At 70.7% G+C, this 20,307-nt stretch carries 17 protein-coding genes; 13 read left to right on the top strand and 4 right to left on the bottom strand.

The annotated features are described in order from the left end of the window. The first annotated feature begins 55 nt into the window (after nt 1-55). Both ACIWQI_RS08580 and ACIWQI_RS08575 read left to right on the top strand, forming a co-directional pair. The gene (locus ACIWQI_RS08580; protein WP_396656733.1) at nt 56-928 is read left to right on the top strand and encodes an ABC transporter permease; all 873 of its coding nucleotides are present in this window, start codon (nt 56-58) and stop codon (nt 926-928) included. Further along, a complete protein-coding gene (locus ACIWQI_RS08575) occupies nt 928-1,665 on the top strand; it encodes an ABC transporter ATP-binding protein (protein ID WP_396656732.1) in 738 nt (245 codons plus the stop codon). Before ACIWQI_RS08580 ends, ACIWQI_RS08575 begins: the two co-directional genes overlap by 1 nt. 4 nt (nt 1,666-1,669) lie before the next feature. Here the strand turns inward: ACIWQI_RS08575 and ACIWQI_RS08570 are convergent, their stop codons facing one another. Both ACIWQI_RS08570 and ACIWQI_RS08565 read right to left on the bottom strand, forming a co-directional pair. Continuing rightward, a complete protein-coding gene (locus tag ACIWQI_RS08570; RefSeq protein WP_396656731.1) occupies nt 1,670-2,368 on the bottom strand; it encodes a 2-C-methyl-D-erythritol 4-phosphate cytidylyltransferase in 699 nt (232 codons plus the stop codon). A gap of 10 nt (nt 2,369-2,378) precedes the next feature. After that, nucleotides 2,379-3,158 carry an NAD-dependent epimerase/dehydratase family protein gene (locus tag ACIWQI_RS08565; protein ID WP_396656730.1) on the bottom strand — a complete coding sequence of 260 codons (780 nt, stop codon included), beginning with the start codon at nt 3,156-3,158 and terminating at the stop codon, nt 2,379-2,381. Between the two features lie 153 nt (nt 3,159-3,311). On the opposite strand from ACIWQI_RS08565, the gene ACIWQI_RS08560 reads away from it, so the two are divergent. From ACIWQI_RS08560 to ACIWQI_RS08545, 4 genes are read left to right on the top strand one after another with little or no spacing between them, the layout of a single operon-like run. Continuing rightward, the gene (locus tag ACIWQI_RS08560) at nt 3,312-5,282 is read left to right on the top strand and encodes a DUF6541 family protein (RefSeq protein ID WP_396656729.1); all 1,971 of its coding nucleotides are present in this window, start codon (nt 3,312-3,314) and stop codon (nt 5,280-5,282) included. A gap of 23 nt (nt 5,283-5,305) precedes the next feature. Next, nucleotides 5,306-6,040, top strand: a complete 735-nt coding sequence (locus tag ACIWQI_RS08555) for a glycosyltransferase family 2 protein (protein WP_396656728.1) — start codon at nt 5,306-5,308, stop codon at nt 6,038-6,040. Beyond that, a complete protein-coding gene (locus tag ACIWQI_RS08550) occupies nt 6,037-6,417 on the top strand; it encodes a DUF2304 domain-containing protein (RefSeq protein ID WP_396656727.1) in 381 nt (126 codons plus the stop codon). Before ACIWQI_RS08555 ends, ACIWQI_RS08550 begins: the two co-directional genes overlap by 4 nt. Further along, nucleotides 6,414-7,577: a glycosyltransferase family 4 protein gene (locus ACIWQI_RS08545; protein WP_396656726.1), complete on the top strand. Its 1,164-nt coding sequence runs from the start codon at nt 6,414-6,416 to the stop codon at nt 7,575-7,577. Before ACIWQI_RS08550 ends, ACIWQI_RS08545 begins: the two co-directional genes overlap by 4 nt. Before the next feature lie 18 nt (nt 7,578-7,595). Here ACIWQI_RS08545 and ACIWQI_RS08540 read toward each other — a convergent pair whose 3' ends face one another. Next, a complete protein-coding gene (locus ACIWQI_RS08540) occupies nt 7,596-9,920 on the bottom strand; it encodes an FG-GAP repeat domain-containing protein (protein WP_396656725.1) in 2,325 nt (774 codons plus the stop codon). 215 nt (nt 9,921-10,135) lie between these two features. Between ACIWQI_RS08540 and ACIWQI_RS08535 the strand changes: the two genes are divergently transcribed. The 7 genes from ACIWQI_RS08535 to ACIWQI_RS08505 all read left to right on the top strand — a co-directional run bounded on the left by ACIWQI_RS08535 (nt 10,136) and on the right by ACIWQI_RS08505 (nt 18,276). Next, nucleotides 10,136-10,747 (top strand): DapH/DapD/GlmU-related protein, encoded by a 612-nt coding sequence (locus tag ACIWQI_RS08535; RefSeq protein ID WP_396656724.1) that lies wholly within the window; start codon nt 10,136-10,138, stop codon nt 10,745-10,747. Continuing rightward, nucleotides 10,744-11,841, top strand: a complete 1,098-nt coding sequence (locus ACIWQI_RS08530) for a DegT/DnrJ/EryC1/StrS family aminotransferase (protein WP_396656723.1) — start codon at nt 10,744-10,746, stop codon at nt 11,839-11,841. Before ACIWQI_RS08535 ends, ACIWQI_RS08530 begins: the two co-directional genes overlap by 4 nt. Continuing rightward, nucleotides 11,841-12,848, top strand: a complete 1,008-nt coding sequence (locus tag ACIWQI_RS08525) for a Gfo/Idh/MocA family oxidoreductase (protein ID WP_396656722.1) — start codon at nt 11,841-11,843, stop codon at nt 12,846-12,848. Before ACIWQI_RS08530 ends, ACIWQI_RS08525 begins: the two co-directional genes overlap by 1 nt. Next, nucleotides 12,845-14,062 carry a glycosyltransferase gene (locus ACIWQI_RS08520; protein WP_396656721.1) on the top strand — a complete coding sequence of 406 codons (1,218 nt, stop codon included), beginning with the start codon at nt 12,845-12,847 and terminating at the stop codon, nt 14,060-14,062. Before ACIWQI_RS08525 ends, ACIWQI_RS08520 begins: the two co-directional genes overlap by 4 nt. Before the next feature lie 9 nt (nt 14,063-14,071). Beyond that, on the top strand, nt 14,072-15,238 hold the full coding sequence (locus tag ACIWQI_RS08515) for a glycosyltransferase (protein WP_396656720.1): 1,167 nt from the start codon (nt 14,072-14,074) through the stop codon (nt 15,236-15,238). Between the two features lie 102 nt (nt 15,239-15,340). Then, entirely contained in the window at nt 15,341-16,462 is a 1,122-nt protein-coding gene (locus tag ACIWQI_RS08510; protein WP_396656719.1) for a hypothetical protein, read from the top strand. Next, on the top strand, nt 16,459-18,276 hold the full coding sequence (locus ACIWQI_RS08505; protein WP_396656718.1) for an ABC transporter ATP-binding protein: 1,818 nt from the start codon (nt 16,459-16,461) through the stop codon (nt 18,274-18,276). The genes ACIWQI_RS08510 and ACIWQI_RS08505 overlap by 4 nt, the downstream gene beginning before the upstream one ends. Here the strand turns inward: ACIWQI_RS08505 and ACIWQI_RS08500 are convergent. After that, the gene (locus tag ACIWQI_RS08500; RefSeq protein WP_396656717.1) at nt 18,262-20,301 is read right to left on the bottom strand and encodes an acyltransferase family protein; all 2,040 of its coding nucleotides are present in this window, start codon (nt 20,299-20,301) and stop codon (nt 18,262-18,264) included. The genes ACIWQI_RS08505 and ACIWQI_RS08500 overlap by 15 nt on opposite strands. Nucleotides 20,302-20,307 lie beyond the last annotated feature (6 nt).

The following is a 20,307-nucleotide window of genomic DNA, read 5'->3' as shown; positions in this document are numbered from 1 at the left end:
TGCCGGTGGCCTGCGCAGTCGGGGCCGCCTGTACCCGAGAAAGACCCTGCTCCGAGTGACCACTGTTCCCTTCGATCGCAGCGACTTCGATGTGCCCGGACGCGGCCTCGGCATGCTCGACGTGTTCCGGAACCGGTATCTGCTCAAGGTCCTGGTGCAGAAGAGCACGTCGCTGCGCTACCGCAACTCCGTCCTCGGCTGGCTGTGGTCGTACGTGCGCCCCACGGTGCAGTTCTTCGTGTACTTCTTCGTCATCGGCCATGTGCTGGGGCAGAGCCAGCGGGTCGAGGCGTTCCCGCTGTACCTGTTCAGCGGCATCGTCATGGTGAACCTCTTCAATGAGGCGTTCGGCAATGCGACGAAGTCGATCGTGGCCAACAAGGCCCTCGTGCGCAAGATCTACCTGCCCCGCGAGCTGTTCCCGATCTCCGCGGTCCTCGCGTCCTTCATCAACGTGCTGCCGCAGATCGCGGTGCTGCTGGTGGTGGCCCTCTTCTTCGGGTGGTTGCCCACCTGGATGTCGGTGCTGCTCATGCTCGCCGGCATGCTGCTGATCCTGCTGTTCAGCACCGGAATCGGGCTGCTCGCCTCCGCGATCAACGTGCGCTTCCGCGACGCGCAGAACTTCGTCGAGATCGTCCGCATGATCGCGACCTGGACGGCGCCCGTGCTGTACACGTGGGTGATGATCGAGCAGCTGCTGCCGGACTGGCTGTTCGGGGTCTGGGCCTCGAACCCGCTGACCGTCTGCGTCGAGATGTTCCACCAGGCCGTCTGGGCGGTCGCGGTGGGCGACGATGCCAACATCGGGTTCCCGCCCGGGTACGGCCTGTTCCTCGGCATCGCGATCGGCATCACGGCCGTGTGCCTGCTGCTGGGCCAGTACGTCTTCCGCCGTCTCGAGCGCACGTTCGCCCAGGACCTGTGATGTCCGACATGCAGACCAAGCCGCGCATCATCGTCGAGAACGTCACGAAGGAGTTCCGCAAGCGGGCGACCCGCTCGTTCAAGGACACCTTCATCGCCCTCGTCACGGGCAAGGAGACCAAGGGCGCCCAGTTCCGCGCGCTCGACGACATCAGCTTCATGATCCACGAAGGCGAATCGGTCGCCGTCATGGGCCTCAACGGCTCCGGCAAGTCGACCACCCTCAAGCTCGTCTCCGGCGTGCTCGAGCCCGACGCCGGCACCGTGCTCACCCGGGGACGGGTCGCCGGGCTCATCGAGGTGGGCGCCGGATTCCACCCCGACCTGACCGGGCGCGAGAACGTCTTTCTCAACGCCGCGATCCTCGGAATGAGCGAGAAGGAGACCAAGGAGCGCTTCGACGAGATCGTCGCCTTCAGCGAGATCGGCGACTTCATCGACCAGGAGGTCAAGCACTACTCGTCGGGCATGTTCATGCGGCTCGCCTTCTCAGTGGCGATCCACGTCAAGCTCGACGTCCTGCTCGTGGACGAGGTGCTGGCCGTCGGCGACGCGCCGTTCCGTGCGAAGTGCGCCGTGAAGCTGCGCGAGATGGCCGACTCGGGGGTGACGATGATGGTCGTCAGCCACAGCAAGTCCCAGGTCAAGGAGCTGTGCACGCGGGGAATCATCCTGCGCAAGGGACGCATCGTCTTCGACGGTCCGATCGACGACGCGCTCGAGGTGCTCGAGGACTGAGCCGCTACTCGTCGGCGTCGGCGCGGCCCTCTTCGATGAGCCGCGCGGTGCCGAGGTCCTGGGGCGTCGTGATCTTGATGTTGTGGTCGTGGCCGGGCAGGATCCGGGCCGGCACCCCGCAGTACTCGGCGACGAGGTCGGCATCGTCGCTGATCCGCGAGTATCCGTCGCGGAGCGCGAGCTCGTAGGCGCGCTCCAGATGCTCGCGCCGGAAAGCCTGCGGCGTCTGGCCGAGCCACGAGCGGGCGCGGTCGAGCGAGCCCTCGATGAACCCGTCGTCGCTGACGAGCTTGACCTGCACGGTGCTGGGCATGCCGAGCATGGCCGCGCCGTCGTTCTCGGCCGCCGCGACCACCGACTCCACGAGGTCGGGAGTGACGAAGGGGCGCACCCCGTCGTGCACGACGACGATGTCTCCGGAGGTGGCCGCGAGGCCCCGATGCGCGGAGATGTGCCGCTCGGCGCCGCCCACCACGAGCGTGACGGGAAGGCCGGCCTCCTCGACCAGGATCCGCTGGTAGAGCTCGGCGTTGTCGGCGCTGACGGTGACGACGACCTCGTCCACGATCGGGACGCACAGCGCGCGCACGGTCTTCTCGAGCACCGTCCGCCCGCCCAGGGTCACCAGCAGCTTGTTGCTGCCGAAGCGGGTGCCCTTTCCGGCGCAGTTGACGATGGCCGAGACACGGAGTCCGTTGTGCATGCTTTCCTTCTCAGTGCGCGGCGCGCGCGAATGCGCGCAGGCCGTCGAGCTCGTGGGCGACGTCGCCGATGTAGGGGCCGTCCCACCCGAACAGGCCTGCGTGCCGGGTGGTCATGTTCCGCGTGTACATCCGCGCGAACGGCGAGGGAGCGCCCGGGGGGACCTGACCGCTGATGTCGCGGCCGAACACCTCGGCGGCGAGGGTGGCGTTGTCGATGGGAGGGGTGGCGACGTTGAGCGAGGGGATGCCGGCATCCAGTGCGGTCCGGATGTGGTCCCAGAGCAGGCGGGCGTCGTAGTGCTGGAACCGCATCGTGGGGTCGATGTGCTCGACGCGGTAGTCGTTGGCGAGGTCGTAGACCACGCCCTTGCGCAGGCGCGCGCCGTACAGCTGCGGGAGGCGGACGGGGAGGGTGTCGAACGCGGCCGAGAGCCTGCGCTCCTGGTGCAGGCGGTTGGCGCCGTAGGGCGTGAGCCCCTCCGGCGAAAGCGGGGTGTCCTCATCGGGCGCGCCGCCCCACGGGTACACGCACACCGTCGAGATGAGCACGAGCCTGCCGATGCGCGCCTTCTGGATCGTGTCGACCAGGGCGTCGATCTCGGCGAGGTCTGCGGCGCCGTCCTGGTTGATGCGGTGCGAGTCGGCGCGGTTGGCGGCCGAGACGACGAGGTCGTACTCGCGCCCGGCGAGGTCGGCGATGTTCTGCGTGTTGTAGAGGTCGTCGAACCCGGTCGCGTCGAGCAGGTTCGATCCGACGAACCCGGTGTACCCGATGAGCGCTGTGCGCACTTCACTTCCCGTCCAGCTCGGCGTCACGTGACGTTCCAGTGTAAGCGGCCCTGCTCGGCGGGCCCTCAGGGAACCGGCCGGGCGCCTCTCTAGAATCGTTGGGGATCAGCGGCGTCGTGCCGCGCCCGACCGGAGATCCTGACCGGAGACGCAGTGGCCTGGCTGACGCAGTGGTGGACGTTCCTCGCGACCGCGATCGTCCTGTTCGTGCCGGGCCTGGTCGCAGCGTGGTCGGTCGGGCTGCGGCGACTGGGCGCATGGGCGTTCGCGCCGGTGGGATCGGTCGCGATCGGCACGCTGGTGGCGACGGTCTACGGGTTCGCCCGCATTCCGTGGGCGGCGCCGACCGCCGTGCTGGGCTTCGTCGTGGTGATGGGCGCGCTCGTGGGATGCCGCTTCCTGTTCCGCATCCGCTCCACAGCCACTCCCGCCGTCGGACGGCGCTGGCCCGTCGCCGCGGCGATCGGCGGAGCGATCGTCCTCACCGGGGCGCGGCTGGCGGCCTACATCGGCGACCCGACGAACATCTCGCAGTCGAACGACGCCCCGTTCCATCTCGGCGCGGTGCGCGCGATCATCGAGCAGGGGCGGGCATCCTCGTTCGGCCTCGGCGGCCTCGTGGACCCCGAGGCCCCCGGTTCCTTCTATCCGGGCGCGTGGCACGGGACGACTGCGCTGGTGGCGGCGCTGACCGGATCGGGCATCCCCGAGGCGACGAACGCGATGACCCTCGTCGTCGGCGCCGTGGTGTGGACGCTGGGACTTGCCTGGCTGACCCAGGCGGCGACGCGCAGACGGCTCGCCGCTGCGGCGGCGGTCGCCCTGAGCCCGGCGCTGCTGGCCTTTCCGCTCCTGCTGATCCAGTACGGCATCCTCTACTCGTATCTGCTGGCCGTCGCGCTGCTGCCGGCCTCCATCGCCGTCGTGGTGGAGCGCGGGCGGCGGCATCGCACAACCGAGCCATGGCCGGCGCGGATCGCCGCTGTGTCGCTCGCCGCTGCGATGGTGATCGCCGCAGTCGGCGCGAGCCAGCCCTCGGCCCTGCTCGCATGGGGGCTGGCGGCGGCCCTGTACGCGGTGGGCGGGGCGGTGCTCAGCCGGCAGGATCCGACCGTCACGCGTTCGCAGCGGATCGCGCTCACCGCCGGGGCCGCGGCCCTCGCTGTGGCGGTGTGCGCAGCGTGGTGGGCCGCCGGGCGATCGGTGACCGCCGACTACTGGGGTCCGGTGCGCAGCCTGCCGCGCGCGGCGCTGGATGTCGCCTCCTCCGGCTACGCGGGCACACAGACCGCCTGGTGGGTGTCGCTGCTCGGACTGGTCGGGCTCGTCGTGCTGCTGATGCGCGGCGGCGCGCGGTGGCTGGCGTTCACGTGGGTGGTGCTGGCAGGACTGTACGGGGTCGCCGCCGCGATCCACTCGCCGTGGCTTCGGCTCTCGCTCGTCGGCCCCTGGTACAGCGACACCTATCGCATCGCCGCGCTGCTGCCCGTCGTCGCGCTGCCGATCGCGGGCGCGGGCGTCGCCTACCTCGTCGACCGCGCCGTGGACCTGTGGCAGAGGAACCGGCCCGGGACCGGGCGGAGTGCGGAGGATCCCGCCATCGCCGCGTGGGCCGCGGTCGCCGTGCTACTGCTCGTCAACGCGATCGTGTTCGCGGTGCAGCCGATCGTCCAGCGCCACCACGTCGCCAACGGGGTCACGGAGTCGCGCTCGGCGTTCGCCATCGCCGATGACACGTGGCTGACCGTCGACGAGCGTGCGCTCATCCAGCGACTCCCCGAGACCGTCGAGCCCGGCGCGCGCGTGCTCGGCAACCCGGGGACGGGAGCCGCCTTCGGCTACGCGCTCAGCGGCGTGGACGTCTTCCCCGCGAAGTGGCAGGTGCCCCGGGGCTCGGCGTACCTGCTGCTGAGCGAGCGGCTGAGCGACATCGCGACCGACCCGGAGGTGTGCGAGGCCGTCGACGCCCTCGGCGCCGACTACGTGCTCGACTTCGGGCCGGGCGACAAGGGCACCGGACGCGTCCAGCTGCCCGGATTCACGGGCCTCGACGGGCGCTCCGGATTCGAGCTCGCGGATCGCGAGGGAACGGCCTCGCTGTGGCGGATCACGGGGTGCGCATGAAGCCGCCGATAGGATGCCGTGTCGTGCCCACCTCTCCAGCCCGGCTGCTCGTCGTCGTCCCCGCGTGGAACGAGAACGCGTCGGTGGACGCCGTCGTCCGCGGCATCCGGGCGGCCGTGCCCGACGCAGGGTGCCTGGTCATCGACGACGGCTCCTCCGACGAGACGGCCCGGACGGCACGGGCCGCCGGCGCCCGCGTGCTGCGGCTCCCGTTCAACCTCGGCGTGGGCGGCGCGATGCGCACCGGGTTCCGCTATGCCCGCGATCACGGCTACGACACCGTGGTGCAGGTCGACGCCGACGGTCAGCACGATCCGCGCGACATCCCGGCCCTGGTGGCGGGGCTCGGCGTTGCCGACATCGTGATCGGCTCGCGGTTCACCGGGGACGGCGACTACGGGGTGAAAGGCCCCCGCCGGTGGGCGATGCACGTCCTGGCTTGGGCGGTCTCCTCCGTGGCCCGTCGACGTCTGAGCGACGTGACCAGCGGGTTCAAGGCCAGCGGCCCGCGCGCGGTCCGCCTGTTCGCCGACACCTACCCGGCCGAGTACCTCGGCGACACCGTCGAGGCACTGGTCATCGCCGCGCGCGCCGGACTGCGCATCGACGAGTGCCCGGCGCGGATGCGCGAGCGCCAGGCCGGATCGCCGTCGCACCGTCCGCTGAAGGCGACCGTCTATCTCGCGCGGGCCGGCATCGCCTTCCTCGTCGCGATGATCCAGCCGCGCGTCGGCGTTCCGGAGGGGGCGGAGTCGTGAGCACAGCCACCTACATCCTGGGGATCGTCGCGGCGGTGCTCGCCCTCGTCGCGATCATCGAGCTGATGCGGCGGCGCACGCTGCGCGAGCGCCACGCGGTGTGGTGGCTCGTCGGCGGGATCCTGGCCCTCGTCATCGCCGTCTTCCCGCAGACGCTCACATGGGCGGCCGGCCTGTTCGGCATCGTGGCCCCGACGAACCTGGTCTTCTTCGTCGCGATCGCACTGCTGTTCCTGGTGAGCCTGCAGTACGGGGCGGAGCTGACCCGCATCGAGGCGAAGCTGCGCGATCTCGCCGAGCAGTCCGCGTTCCAGGACGACCGCATCCGCGAGCTCGAGCAGCGGACCCGCCCGCAGGAGGCGAGCGACCCAGAGTGACCAGACGCATCCTGCTGGCCTCTCGCCTGTTCGTCCCGGAGGTGAGCGCAGGCGCCTTCCGTCTCGGAGCGCTCGCCGCCGCGCTCGGGCGCCGTGGCGCGGAGGTCACGGTCGTCACGAGCAGGCCGCCCCGGCAGGCGCCGCCGATCGCGAATCCGCCCGGAGTGCGGGTGTCGCGGTGGCCGGTGCTGCGCGACCGCGGCGGGAACGTGCGGGGCTACCTGCAGTACGCGAGCTTCGACCTGCCGCTGCCGCTGCGCCTTCTGTTCCGCCGCTTCGATGCGGTCGTCGCGGAGTCGCCGCCGACGACGGCCCTGATGGCGGCGGCGGTGGCCGCGCTGCGACGCCGGCCGCTGGTCTACTACGCGGCCGATGTGTGGACCGACGGCGTCATCGCCATGGGCGCGGCGCGCGCGGTGGTCTCGCTCATGCGGCGGATGGAGCGCGCCGTCCTGCGCCGAGCGGCCGTGGTGCTGTCCATCTCGGACGAGGTCAGCGAGCGCCTGGTGGCCCTGGGTGCCGACCCCGGCCGGATCGTCACGGTCGGCAACGGCGTCGACACGGACGTGTTCTCGCCGGATGTCGACCGCGCGGCACCGGATGAGCGGTACTTCGTGTACACGGGGACCATGTCGGAGTGGCAGCGGCCGGACCTGTTCGTGCGGGGCTTCGCGCAGCTCGCCGAGGAGTTCCCGGGCCTGGAGCTGCGGTTCTTCGGGCAGGGCGCGGTGGAGGGCGAGCTCAGAGTGCTCGCCGAGCAGCTCGTGCCGGGGCGCGTCCGGTTCGGGGGAGTCGTGCGGCCCGAGGAGTCCGCCCGCTGGATCCGCGGCGCGGTCGCGGCGCTGGTGAGCATCGTCCCCGGGATCGGGTACGACTTCGCGCGCCCGACGAAGACCTACGCCGCCGCCGCGTGCGGCACCCCGGTGATCTTCGCCGGCGCCGAGGTCGGTGGTGCGCTCGTCCGCGACGCCGGGCTCGGGGAGGCGGTGGAGTTCACTCCGGATGCCGTGGCCGCCGCCATGCGCCGGATGCTCGCCGAGGCGCAGTCCGGCAGGACCGAACGGCGACGCGGCGAACGCGCGCAGTGGGCGCGCCGCACCGTCTCACTGGCAGCCGTCGGCGACCGCGCCGCGCAGGCCGTGTGCGACGCGACACGGTGACCGGCCGTCCCGCCGCGGTCAGCCGAGCCAGGTGATGGAGTTCCAGTTCTGGCCGATGGTCGCGCTGCCCGACCAGCCGCCACGACCATTGCCGCGATACAGCAGCAGCGCGCCGGAGGAGCTCCGGGCCACGACGTCCGCATTGCCGTCGCCGCTGAAGTCGCCGGTGCCGGCGATCGCCGTGAGCGCTCCCCAGTTGACGCCGATCTGGCTGGAGGACTTCCAGCCGCCCATCCCGTTCGTCGGATACAGCAGCAGCGCACCGGCGGAGCTGCGCGCGAGGATGTCGGGGAGCCGGTCGCCGTCGAAGTCGCCGACGGCGAGGATGGCGGTCATGCCGGCCCAGCCGCGGCCGATCGGCACACCGGACTCGGCGAAGCCGCCCTTCCCGTTCCCGCGGTACAGCATGAGGTCCCCGGAGGCGTTGCGCCCGATGAGGTCGACTCTGCGGTCGCCGTCGAAGTCGATGCCGCCGACGACGGCGGTGATGCCCGCCCAGCCATTGCCGATCCGGGTCGGCGCGGCGTACCCGCCTGCTCCGTCCCCCGACTGCAGGTGGAGGAATCCGGACGCGTCGATCATCCCGAGGTCGGCGACGCCGTCTCCGTCGAAGTCGCCCATCGTCAGATAGCGGGCGCCCTCCGGCGTCGACTCCTGGACCAACGCCGATCCCGCGAACCCGCCGGCGCCGTTGCCGCGGTAGAGACGCAGGGCGCCGGCGGAGGTCTGTGCCAGCAGATCGCGGTGCGCGTCGCCGTCCACGTCGCCGGCGCCCGGCGCGAAGGGACGGAGCCCCGTCGCCGCCGGCCCCGGGCCCACGACGGCGGCAAGGCTCTGCCAGCCGTTTCCGATGCGGGTGCCGCCGCCGAGCGTGCCCCCTGCCTTCCCGGGGTAGAGCCAGAGGCCGCCGTTGCTGTGCACTGCCAGGACGTCGGGACGGCCGTCGCCGGTGACATCGCCGGGGGTGTGGATGCCCGTCATCGCCGACCATCCCTGGCCGATCCGGGCGGATCCGGCCCACCCGCCGCGGCCGTTGCCGCGGTACAGCAGCAGCGAGCCGTCGCGATGGCGGGCGAGCAGATCCGGCTTGCCGTCGCCGGAGAGGTCCGCCGACCCGGCGATCATGTCGATGCCGGACCAGCGCTGCCCGACCTGAATCGCGTCGCGGAAGGCGCTGCCGCCGGTGCCACGCCACAGGAGCAGATTGCCGGAGCCGTCGGTCGTGAACACGTCCGGGATGCCGTCGCCGGACGCGTCCCCGGCCGCGCTCATCAGCCTCGCGCCGGACCAGTCGCGCTGCAGGTCGACGGGAGCGTGGTAGCCCAGCGCTCCGTCACCGCGGTGGAGGGCTGTGCCGCCGGCCCCGACGGTGATGAGGTCGCGGTGCCCGTCACCGTCCAGATCGCCCGGCGCGACGATCCGGGTCGTGCTCCCCCAGGAGGCGCCCAGGCTCACGCGCGGCAGCCACCCGGACCGGCCGTTGGACGGATAGGCCCACAGCTCGCCCGCCGAGTCGAGCGCCAGCAGGTGCGCGACGGAGTCGACCGAGGTGACGGCGCTGCTGCGGGTCGACCCGAACCAGTCGGTGTAGTCGCGCCAGAAATTGCGGTTCCCGTACGACGAGCAGCTGTCGCCGAGGCCGTACAGGTTGCGCAGCGCAGCGTCGTTGGGCGTGTACGGGGTGTAGTTGTACAGGGCCGCGGTGGCGTAGTTCTGGATGGTCACCCGCTTGGTCCCGCACGACGTGGTCGGGCTGTAGCGGATGTCGTGCACCCCCGGCTGCCGGGCGAAGTTGGCCGCCTTGTACGTCTTCAGCTGCGTCGCGCCGGAGATGATCTGCACGCCGATGCCCATGTACGCCGGGTCGCAGGGGGCCGTGTCGGGGCACGCCTGACCCATCGCGTAGTTGAGGTTCCAGTCGCTGGGGTCCTTGCTGGTGACCAGTCCCTGCTCCTTCTGGAGCGTGACCAGGATCACCTTCGCGGAGATGCCGCACGCGACCTGGGCGCGATAGATGATCTCGGAGATCCGCAGGTTCGTGCCGCCGGTGAACGCGTTGCACACGAGGTTTCCCGTGGTGTCGGAGATCCGGGCGGGCCGCGACGACACGCTCGCGCGCAGGATGTTGATGCAGTCGCTGCTCCGGCAGGTGCCGACCTTCTCGTCGAGGAAGGACTGGATCTGCGCCGCCGTCATCGCCGCCCCGTCATAGAAGAGGGAGTCGTCGATGATGTTGCCCGGGTCGAACGTCTCCGCGGCGTGCACCGGAGGCGGTGTCGTCGCGATCACGCCGCCGATCGCGACTGCGAGGGCGGCGAGAAGGGCGAGCGCCCGTCTCCCCATCATCGTCTCCGATCGGTTGGGAGGCACCGTCCGCATGCAGTCGCAGCGGTGCCCGGCTGTGCGGCGGTGTCGAGCCTAACGGAAGGGCTCGCGCATCCCCGGTAGCCGGTGGCGCAGCGGCGGGGCGTGTCGCCCGCTCTCAGGAACAGCGACCGCGGGCGGATAGAATCGTCGCGCACCGTGACCACGTCCCGACGGTGCGAGGAGTCTCGATCATGACCAGCCCTTCCGGCGTGCGCATCGTCGACTCCGCCGATGTCTCGCCGGAGGCGGCCATCGGGCAGGGCTCGTCGATCTGGCATCTCGCGCAGGTGCGGGAGGAAGCGGTCATCGGCCGGAACTGCATCATCGGGCGGGGCGCCTACATCGGCACGGGCGTCGTGCTCGGCGACAACTGCAAGGTGCAGAACCATGCGCTCGTGTACGAGCCGGCGCGGCTGGCCGACGGCGTCTTCATCGGCCCCGCGGTCGTGCTGACCAACGACACCTACCCGCGCGCGATCAATCCCGACGGGTCGCTCAAGAGCGCGCACGACTGGGAGCCGGTGGGCGTCACGATCGAGCAGGGCGCCTCCATCGGGGCGCGCGCCGTGTGCGTCGCACCGGTCACGATCGGGGCGTGGGCGACGGTCGCCGCCGGATCGGTGGTCGTCAAAGACGTGCCCGCGTACGCGCTCGTGGCCGGAGTGCCCGCCCGCCGCATCGGCTGGGTCGGTGCCGCCGGAGTGCCGCTGGAGCAGGAGGCCCCCGGACAGCGGTGGGTGTGCCCGCAGACCGGCACCCGTTACATCGAGATCGACGGAACACTGAGCGAGGAGACGGCGTGACCGACTTCATCCCCCCGGCCAAGCCGCTCATCGGCGACCAGGAGCGCGCGGCGGTCGACCGGGTGCTGCGCTCCGGCATGGTGGCGCAGGGGCCGGAGGTCGCTGCGTTCGAGAGCGAGTTCGCCGCGCACTTCGTCGAAGGTCGCCCCGTGGTCGCGGTCAACTCGGGCACCGCGGGCCTTCACCTGGGGCTGCTGGCCAGTGGGGTCGGACCCGGCGACGAGGTGATCGTGCCGTCGTTCACGTTCGCCGCGACGGGCAACTCGGTGGCCCTGACGGGAGCGACCCCGGTGTTCGTGGACATCGAGCCCGAGACGTTCACGCTGGACCCTGCCGCCGTGGAGGCCGCGGTCACCGAGCGCACGAAGGGCATCATGCCGGTGCACCTGTACGGGCACCCGGCCCGGATGCGCGAGCTCGCGGAGGTCGCGCAGCGGCACGGGGTGGCGCTGTACGAGGACGCGGCCCAGGCCCATGGTGCGTCGCTGGACGGCCGGCCGGTGGGCACGTTCGGGACCTTCGCGATGTTCTCCCTCTACCCGACGAAGAACATGACCAGCGGAGAGGGCGGCATGATCGCCGCCGCCGACGAGGACATCGCGCGCCGCGCACGGCTGCTGCGCAACCAGGGCATGGAGCGGCAGTACGAGAACGAGCTGATCGGGTTCAATGCGCGGATGACGGACATCCACGCCGCGATCGGCCGCGTCCAGCTGACGAAGGTGGATGCCTGGACGGCCACCCGCCGCCAGAACGCGGCGTTCCTGGATGCGAACCTGGAAGGGGTCACGGTGCCGCCGGTCGCGGACGGGGCGGTGCACGTGTACCACCAGTACACGGTCCGGGTGCCAGAGGATCGGGACGGGTTCGTGCGCGCCCTGCGCGAGGAGCACGCCGTGGGCTCAGGCGTGTACTACCCGATCCCGAACCATCGGCTCCCGTCGCTGGCGCCGTATGCGCCGGGGCTGGATCTTCCCGAGACCGAGCGCGCGGCGCGCGAGGTCGTGTCGCTGCCCGTGCACCCGTCGCTGAGGGCGGCGGATCTGGATCGGATCGTCGCCGCGGTCGCCGCGGTGGCGAGGGCGGGGGCCTGATGGTGCTGCGGGTCGGGCTCCTCGGCGTCGGCATGATGGGCCGGCACCACGCCCGGGTCCTTCGCGAGACCGATGGGGTGGAGCTCGTCGCGATCGCCGATCCGGGCGGCGATCCGCACGGCGTCGCGGGCGATCTTCCGGTCCTGCCCGACGTCGAGGCGCTGATCGATGCGGGCCTGGACATGGCCGTGGTCGCGGTGCCCACCCGGTTCCACGAGGAAGCCGCCCTCGCCCTGGCCGCGGCGGGCGTGCACACGCTCGTGGAGAAGCCGATCGCGGATTCGCTCGAGGCGGGTCAGCGGATGGTCGACGCGTTCCGGGATGCCGGTCTGGTCGGCGCGGTGGGCCACATCGAGCGGTTCAATCCGGCATTGCAGGAGCTGCGCCGCCGCCTGCAGGCGGGAGAGCTGGGCGCGGTGTACCAGATCCAGACACGGCGGCAGGGCCCGTTCCCCTCGCGGATCGCCGATGTGGGCGTGGCGAAGGACCTCGCCTCCCACGATGTGGATCTGACGGCGTGGGTCGCCCAATCCGAGTACGAGACGGTGTTCGCCCAGACGACCTTCAAGTCCGGCCGCGAGTACGAGGACATGATCGCCATCACCGGGCGCCTGACATCCGGGGTCATCGTCAACCATCTCGTCAACTGGCTGAGCCCGATGAAGGAGCGGGTCACCGTCGTGACGGGGGAGAAGGGCGCGTTCGTCGCCGACACCTCCACCGGAGACCTGACCTTCTACGCGAACGGCACGATCCCGCTGGAGTGGGAGTCGGTCACCGCGTTCCGCGGGGTCTCCGAGGGGAACATCACGCGGTACGCCTTCCCCAAGCGCGAGCCGCTGCGCGTCGAGCACGAGGCCTTTCGGGACGCCGTCCTGGGCAGGGCCAGCGACGTCGTCACCATGGAGCAGGGCCAGCGCACCCTCACCGTCGTCGAGCGTGCGCTCGAGTCTGCCCGCCGGGACGTCCGCGCCGGTCTCGGGTCCTCCGGAGCCGGCCGCGCGTGAGGGGCCTGCCCGCTCCGATCGGCCGGGCCGCGGCTGCGGTGCTGCACCGCCTGCCGGAGTCGTTCGCGTATCGGCTGGCGGGGGCCCGGCTCGGCTACGACCCGGCCGACATCCCCGACCCGATCTCGATCGATCGCGCCCCCATCCGCCTGCTCGTCGCTCCCGCGAACTACGCGGGTCAGGGCCACGCCTGGGCTCGGTCGGCGTCACGGGCGCCGGGCGTGGCCGCGGTGAACCTGGACGTGGTGCGTCCCGGCGGCTACTCGTTTCCCGCCGACTTCCGCGTCCCCCAGGGGGTGTACGCGGGATCTCGCTCGTGGAGCCGCGCGCACCTGTCAGCGCTCGGCGACGGATTCACGCATGTGCTCATCGAGGCGGAGCTGCCCATCCTGGGGGCGGTCCTCGGTCATGACCTGCAGCGAGAGGGCCGCTGGCTGGACGACCACGGGATCGCCCGGGCCTATGTGAGCCACGGCAGCGATCTGCGGCTGCCCAGCCGACACGCGGCCCTTGATCGCTGGTCTCCCTTCCGCGACCCGGACTGGGAGCTGGTGCCGGTTCTCGAGCGCAAGGCGCGGGAGAATGCCGCCTTTCTGCGCGATCAGGCCCGGCCGGTCTTCGTCCCCACGCCGGAGCTGCTGCTGGACGTGCCCGAGGCGACATGGCTTCCCATCGTCGTCGATCCCGAGCAGTGGGCCATGTCGTCTGCCGCTCTCCGACGCTCGAGGCCGGTCGTGGTGCACGCCCCGACCAACGTCACGATCAAAGGGACGGCTCTGGTGGCTCCGGTGCTCGAGCGGCTGCACGACGAGGGCGTCATCGAGTACCGCGCCGTGCCGAAGGTGTCGCATTCGGCGATGCCCGCCGTCTACGAGGACGCCGACATCGTGCTCGAGCAGTTCCGGCTCGGAACGTATGCCACCACGGCGATCGAGGCGATGGCCGCCGGCCGACTCGTCATCGGCCACGTCTCCGAGCAGGTGCGAGCCGAGGCGCAGCGCGTCGCGCGGCGGGAGCTCCCGATCCTCGAGGGGGACCCGGGCTGCCTCGAAGACGTTCTGAGGCAGGTCGCAGCCGACCCGGAGGCGTACCGCGAGCAGGCGGAGAGCGGAAAAGCCTACGTGGCGGCCGTGCACGACGGGTCCGAGAGCGCGCGCGTGGTGAGCGCCTTCACCGGCGGTGAGCTGCCCGACGATGATCGCCGCGCCCCATAGGATCGTGCCGTGACCAGTGGCGAGCGGCGATCGGGGCGCCGGCCGACGCTTCTCATCGTCTCGTTCTCGGCGATCTCAGCCGACGCGCGCGTGCTCAAGCAGGTGGCGCTGTTCCGGGACGATTTCGAGGTCACAACCTGCGGTTACGGTCCGGCACCGGACGGAGTGGTGGAGCACCTCAGGATCCCCGACGGCACGCGCGCGGTCCCTCGCAACCCGATCCTCATCCGCGCGCGTCTGTATGCGACGGTCTACCGGCGGATGCCCGCGGTGCGCACAGCGCGGGCGCTGCTGCGCGGCCGGTCCTTCGACGTCGCGTTCGCGAACGAGTACGAGACGGTGCCGATCGCCCTCGACGTCGCCCGCGACGGCGTCCACGCAGACCTGCATGAGTACTCCTCGCGCCTGCACGAGGAGGTGCCGGCGTGGCGCCGGCTGATCGCGCCGTACGTGAGGTGGATGATCCGCCGCTACGTGCGCCGGGCGTCTTCGGTGACGACCGTGAGTCTCGGGCTGGCCCGCGAGTACCGGCGCGAGTTCGGGATCGATGCCGCCGTCGTGCGCAACGCCGCGCCGTACGCGCAGGCCTCTCCGCACGCGACGGGCAGCGTCATCCGCCTCGTGCACTCGGGCGCCGGTCTGCGCTCGCGTCGCCTGGAGGACACGATCGAGGCGGTCCTGCGCACCGCGGCACCTGTCACCCTCGATCTGTACCTCACCCGGAACCACCCGGACTACGTGGACGAGCTGCGCGCGACGGCGGACCGCTCGGACGGCCGCGTGACGGTCCACGATCCGGTGCCCTACGCGCAGCTGGCCGAGACGCTGCGCGCCCACGACGTCGGCATCCACGTGCTGCCTGCTCTCAACTTCAACAACGAGTGGGCGATGCCGAACAAGATCTTCGACTACATCCAGGCGAGGCTCGGCGTCATCGTCGGACCCTCGCCCGAGATGGCCCCGTTCATCACCGAGCTCGGAGTGGGGGTCGCCGCCCGGGGCTTCGCCGTCGAGGACATCGTCGGCGTGCTCGACGCGCTGAGCCCGGCCGCGGTCGACGAGATGAAGCAGCGGTCGGATGCCGTCGCACGGGAGGTCTCTGCGGAGGCGGAGAGCGTCCCGTGGCGGACGGCGGTGGAGAGCATCCTCACAGGTCGCCCGAACGGCCCGCGATAGACTCGTCCGGTGTCCTCCCGTGGGCCCGCACAGGGCGATGTCCGTCGCGCGCTCGTGCTCTCCTACTCCGTGATCGCGAACGACCCCCGTGTTCGTCGGCAGGTGGACTGGCTGGTCGAGAGCGGATGGGTCGTGGACACGCTCGGACTGAGCGGCCCGGCGGCGCCGGAGGCCTCGCGTCACTATGAACTGTCGGCGCCGAAACCATGGCTGCTCACCAAGTGGGGGACTCTGCTCGTCCACACCTTCGTGCCCCGGCGAGCGCGGTTCCGGAAGCTGGTGACCGACCGCGTGCCCAGGGAACTGGTCGATGACATTCGGGTCGGTGCGTACGACCTGATCGTGTTCAATGAGTACGAGTTCACGCCATGGGTGAGTGACCCCAGGGACTTCACTCTCGCGGCGTCGTGTGCGCGACTGCACCTCGACATCCACGAGTACCACAAGCCGCATGTGCGCAGGCACACGCTCGGCGCCAGGTTGACCGGCCACCACTACCGCTGGGTGCGGCGGCAGATCGGCAATCCCGCGTTCGACAGCAGAACGGTGGTGAACGCGCAGATCGGACAGCTGTACGTCGACGAGTTGGCCATACCCCAGCCCACACCGCTGCTCAACACCCCCCCGTTTGCCGATCTGAGGCCGAGCGGGACGATCGACGATCGCGTGCGGCTCGTCTATCACGGCATCGCCGGCTGGGAGAGAGGCTTTCACGAGATCCTCGATGCCATGCGCGTGCTTCCGCCGCGCTTCACGATGGCATTCATGCTCATGCCGAATCCCGTCATCACGCGTCAGTTGGAGGAGCTGATCGCCGAGCATCCGGCGCGCGACCGCATCGAGATTCTGCCGCCCGCACCCGTGTTCGAGATCGCAGAGCGCATCAACGCTTTCGACCTCGAGCTCATATTCCTTCCACCGAGAACCACCAACTTGGTCTATGCACTTCCCAACAAGCTCTTCGAGGCCATCCAGGGACGTCTCGGTGTTGTCATCGGCGAGAGTCCCGCGATGGCCGAGATCGTCCGCGACTGCGAGATCGGCGTTGTCGTGCCGACGTTCCGGGCGTCGGATCTGGCCGCTGCTCTCACCGCGCTGACGCCGGAGGACATCCGGGCGATGAAGTCCGCCGCTGATCGCGCGGCCCATCGGTTCAACGCGGAGGCCGAGGGCCGTGTGTTCCGAGATGCGATCGGTGCGGATGCGGAGTCGGTCGCGCGGTGAAGGAGAACTGGGGGCTGTATCGCGAGGTCCTGAAGCAGCTACCGGGCAGCGCCCGGCGTTTTCTTCTGATGTACGCCGTCCTGCAGGGTCTGCTCGCGATCATGGACGGGCTGGCGCTCGCGCTCCTCGCCGTCGTGCTCTCCCCGCTGATCAGCGGGAACCCGGTCGATCTCCCGGTGTTCGGAACGGTCTCCGGCACCGCTGCGCTCGGCCCGCTGATCGTGGTGTGCGCGATCATCGTGCTCAAGAGCGTGCTGGCTCTGGTCCTCCAGTGGTTCGCGACCCGGCGCTTCGCCGCCTATGAGCTCGACCTCGGGACGCGGGTGTTCGCCGGATTCGTCGGCTCCCCCTGGGTGGACCGGCTGAAGCGCAACTCCTCGGATCTCGTCCGCATCACCGACTCGAGCGTCTCCACCACCATCTCGGGCTTCGTCCTCCCGGGCGCGTCACTCGTCGGGGATGCGCTCAACTTCCTGACCCTGCTCGTCGTCCTCGCCGTCGCGCAGCCGGTCATCGGTGCGATCACCCTCGTCTATCTGGTGCTCATCGGGCTGTTCCTCAACCTCCAGATCTCACGTCGCACGCGCCAGGCGGGCCAGGTGGCGCTGCGGTACTCGCTGCGGTCGTCCCGGCTGATCACCGAGATGATCGGCGCGCTCAAGGAGGTGACGCTGCGCGACAAGGTCTCCGATGTCGCCGAGGTCGTGAAGGCCAATCGACGGCACTCCACGCAGGCGCGCGCGAACGCGCAGTTCCTGGGTCAGGTTCCCCGCTATGTGCTCGATGCCGGCATCATCGGCGGCATCGTGCTGGTGGGGGTCGTGGGCTTCGTCATGGGGGGTCTCACGGGGGCGGCCGCGGCGGTGGCGCTGTTCGGTCTGGCCGGGTTCCGCATGGCACCCTCCGTCGTGCGCTTCCAAGGGGTGCTCAATCAGCTCAACGTCAGCGCTCCGCACGCGCGGGCCGTGCTCGACGAGCTGCACCGCTACGATGCGGTGTCCGCCGAGCTCGCCGCGAGGGACTCGCGGCAGCTTCCCGAGCACCCCGCCGCGATCCGCTTCCAGGGCGTCTCGTTCCGCTATGCGGACGACGCGGAGGCGGCGGTGCAGGATGTCGACATCGAGATCCCCTTCGGATCGAACGTCGCCTTCGTCGGGGCATCCGGTGCCGGCAAGTCGACGATGGTCGATCTGCTCCTCGGCCTGATCGAGCCGACGAGCGGAGCGGTGCTCGTCGACGACATCCCGCTGAGCTCCCTGACCGCCGCATGGCGCGCTCGCGTGGCGTACGTGCCCCAGGAGGTCTCGCTGTTCGACGCCACGGTCGCCCAGAACGTGGCGCTCACCTGGACCTCCGACTTCGACCCCGACCGCGTGCGCCGCGCGCTGGAGCGCGCGCACATGGCCGAGACGGTGACCGCCCGCGTCGGCGGCATCGACGGTCGCGTCGGCGAGCGCGGACTGACGCTGTCCGGCGGTCAGCGTCAGCGCCTCGGCATCGCGCGCGCCCTGTACGTCGATCCGCTCGTGCTCGTGATGGACGAGGCGACGAGCGCCCTCGACACGGCGACCGAGGCGGCGGTCACCCAGTCGATCGCGGAGCTGCGCGGCTCGACGACGACGATCACGGTCGCGCATCGGCTTGCGACGATCAAGGAGGCCGACCGCATCTTCTTCATGAGCGGCGGACGCGTGGTGGCGCAGGGAACCTTCGCCGAGCTGGTGCGGGAGGTGCCGGAGTTCGCCGTCCAGGCGGCGCTCGCGGGTCTGACCGATGGGGACGAGCTGCGCCCGCCCCTGTCACCGGCCGGGTGATGCGCTGATCAGCTCCGGCTCGAGAGCCGGGGCGAGGTAGCGGACGAACGCCGTGGTCAGGTGGTTGACGTCGCGGTACACGAGCAGGTCGAAGACGACGACCGGGCACAGCTGCGCGTCGCACAGGTACGGGGTGAGGTCGACGAACCGGCCCCCGGCCGCCTCCGTCGCCGCGCGCTCCACCGTCGCCTGGTCGGGGCTGAGGACCTCGGCCCGGACACCCGCGCACACGTCCGCGTCCGCGAGATGCACCGAGACGCAGTCCGCCGGCGCGGTCGGGAAACGTGGTGTGTCGGCGATCACCACGACCTCGATCCCGGCGGCGGCGAGCGCCCCGACGGTGTCCTGCAGGCCTGTGCCCCAGGCGTCCAGCCGATCAGCGGTGGGCGTGTCGGCGAGCGGGTAGTCCGCATAGCTGGAGATGAGCACGAGGTCCGGCGGGTCGCTGACGAGGTGCTCGAGCACGGCGCTGCGCCAGCTGTCGCACGAGGTGTAGGGCACGTTCCGCACGAGCACCGCGACATCGACCGCCGGGCACGAGCTCTTCGTGTAGGTGCGGATCGACATGGGCAGCGTGCTCGCGGACAGACTCTGCAGCGCGGGAAGCCATTGCGCGCTGTGCGAGTCCCCGAAGATCGCCACCTCGAGATCGGCCTCCTCGTCGCCGTAGACGCACTCCTGCACGCGGGTCTGGACGGTGTCGTGATGACAGCCGTCCGGGTAGAGATCCGGGATGTCGTCCGCGACGCTGCGCAGCGAAGGCGTGAGGTTCTCCGGCACCGCGGCGCTGATCGGCGGTGGTGCGACAGGCTCAGCCGGCGCGACCTCGGCGCCTCCGGGACCGAGGATGGGGCGAACCGCACTCCAGGCCGCGGTCAGCCCCACTGCGAGGGCGATGACCAGGGTCGCCGCGCCCGTCGCGAGCAGCGTCGTGCGCGGCGGGCGGGCGGTGAGGATCCGGGCTCGCCGCACGGGGTCTTCGACGAACCGGTACAGGGCACCCGCCACGGGGACGGCGACCACGATGCCCAGCAGCACCCGCATCCACACTGACCCGAGGAGCTCGTCGCCCACCGCGAGCGCGGGAACGACCAGCAGAGGCCAGTGCACGAGGTAGAGCGAGTACGAGATGAGGCCGACGTACTGCATGGGGCGCAGTGAGAGGAGCCGACCGGGCCCGCCCCGCGGGCTCGAGGTGCCGAAGAAGATGACGGCTGCCGTCCCGACGACCGGAAGCGCCGCCGCGGCGCCGGGGAAGGCCGTCGCGTCGTCGAAGAGGATTCCGGCAGCCAGCACGGCGCCCAGTCCGAGCCATCCCCCCGCCGCGGCGACCCAGCCGGGCATGCGCGGGTTCGCGCGCAGGAGCACGATGCCGACCAGAGCGCCCGCCAGCAGCTCCCACGCCCGCATGGGAAGCAGGAAGAACGCCATGGGCTGCTGGACCTGGGTGACGAGGACACAGGCGACGAAGCTGCCCGCAGCGACGAGGGTGACCAGCAGGCCGACCACCGCGCGGCGCCGGCGCGCGAGCAGCACGATCGCCAGCAGCAGCAGGGGCCAGATCAGATAGAACTGCTCTTCGACGCCGAGCGACCAGTAGTGCTGGTACGCGGACGGCGCGTGGTCGGCGAGATAGTCGGTGTCCTGGATCGCGAAGCGCACGTTCGGCACGTAGAGGATCGTCGCCACGGCGTCTTCGAGCATCCGCGTGAGTGTCAGGGGAGGAGCGAACAGAACGAGCGCGACCGCGGTGAGTATCGCGACGGTGAACGATGCCGGCAGGATGCGGCGTGCGCGCCGTGCGTAGAACTGCGCGAAGCCGACCCTTCCGGTTCGGTCGATCGACTCGAGCAGATGACTCGAGATGAGGAAGCCGGAGATCACGAAGAACACGTCGACGCCGACATATCCCCCGGTGAAGGGGGCCACACCCGCGTGGTAGAGCAGGACGAGCCCCACGGCGATCGCTCGGAGCCCTTGCACGTCGGTGCGGAACCGGCGTTCCCGAGGGGGTGTGGCGATCAACGAGTG

It is taken from the genome of Microbacterium sp., assembly GCF_044508325.1.
In the GTDB taxonomy this organism is placed as follows: Bacteria; Actinomycetota; Actinomycetes; order Actinomycetales; family Microbacteriaceae; genus Microbacterium.
The sequence above is the reverse complement of the archived record's forward strand: the minus strand, read 5'-3'. Positions and strand labels throughout refer to the sequence as shown.

Coding starts and splice junctions, on each gene's coding strand:
- ACIWQI_RS08575 (WP_396656732.1), top strand. CDS start 928: ATGTCCGACATGCAGACCAAGCCGCGCATCATCGTCGAGAACGTCACG.
- ACIWQI_RS08535 (WP_396656724.1), top strand. CDS start 10,136: ATGACCAGCCCTTCCGGCGTGCGCATCGTCGACTCCGCCGATGTCTCG.
- ACIWQI_RS08540 (WP_396656725.1), bottom strand. CDS start 9,920: ATGGGGAGACGGGCGCTCGCCCTTCTCGCCGCCCTCGCAGTCGCGATC.
- ACIWQI_RS08570 (WP_396656731.1), bottom strand. CDS start 2,368: ATGCACAACGGACTCCGTGTCTCGGCCATCGTCAACTGCGCCGGAAAG.
- ACIWQI_RS08525 (WP_396656722.1), top strand. CDS start 11,841: ATGGTGCTGCGGGTCGGGCTCCTCGGCGTCGGCATGATGGGCCGGCAC.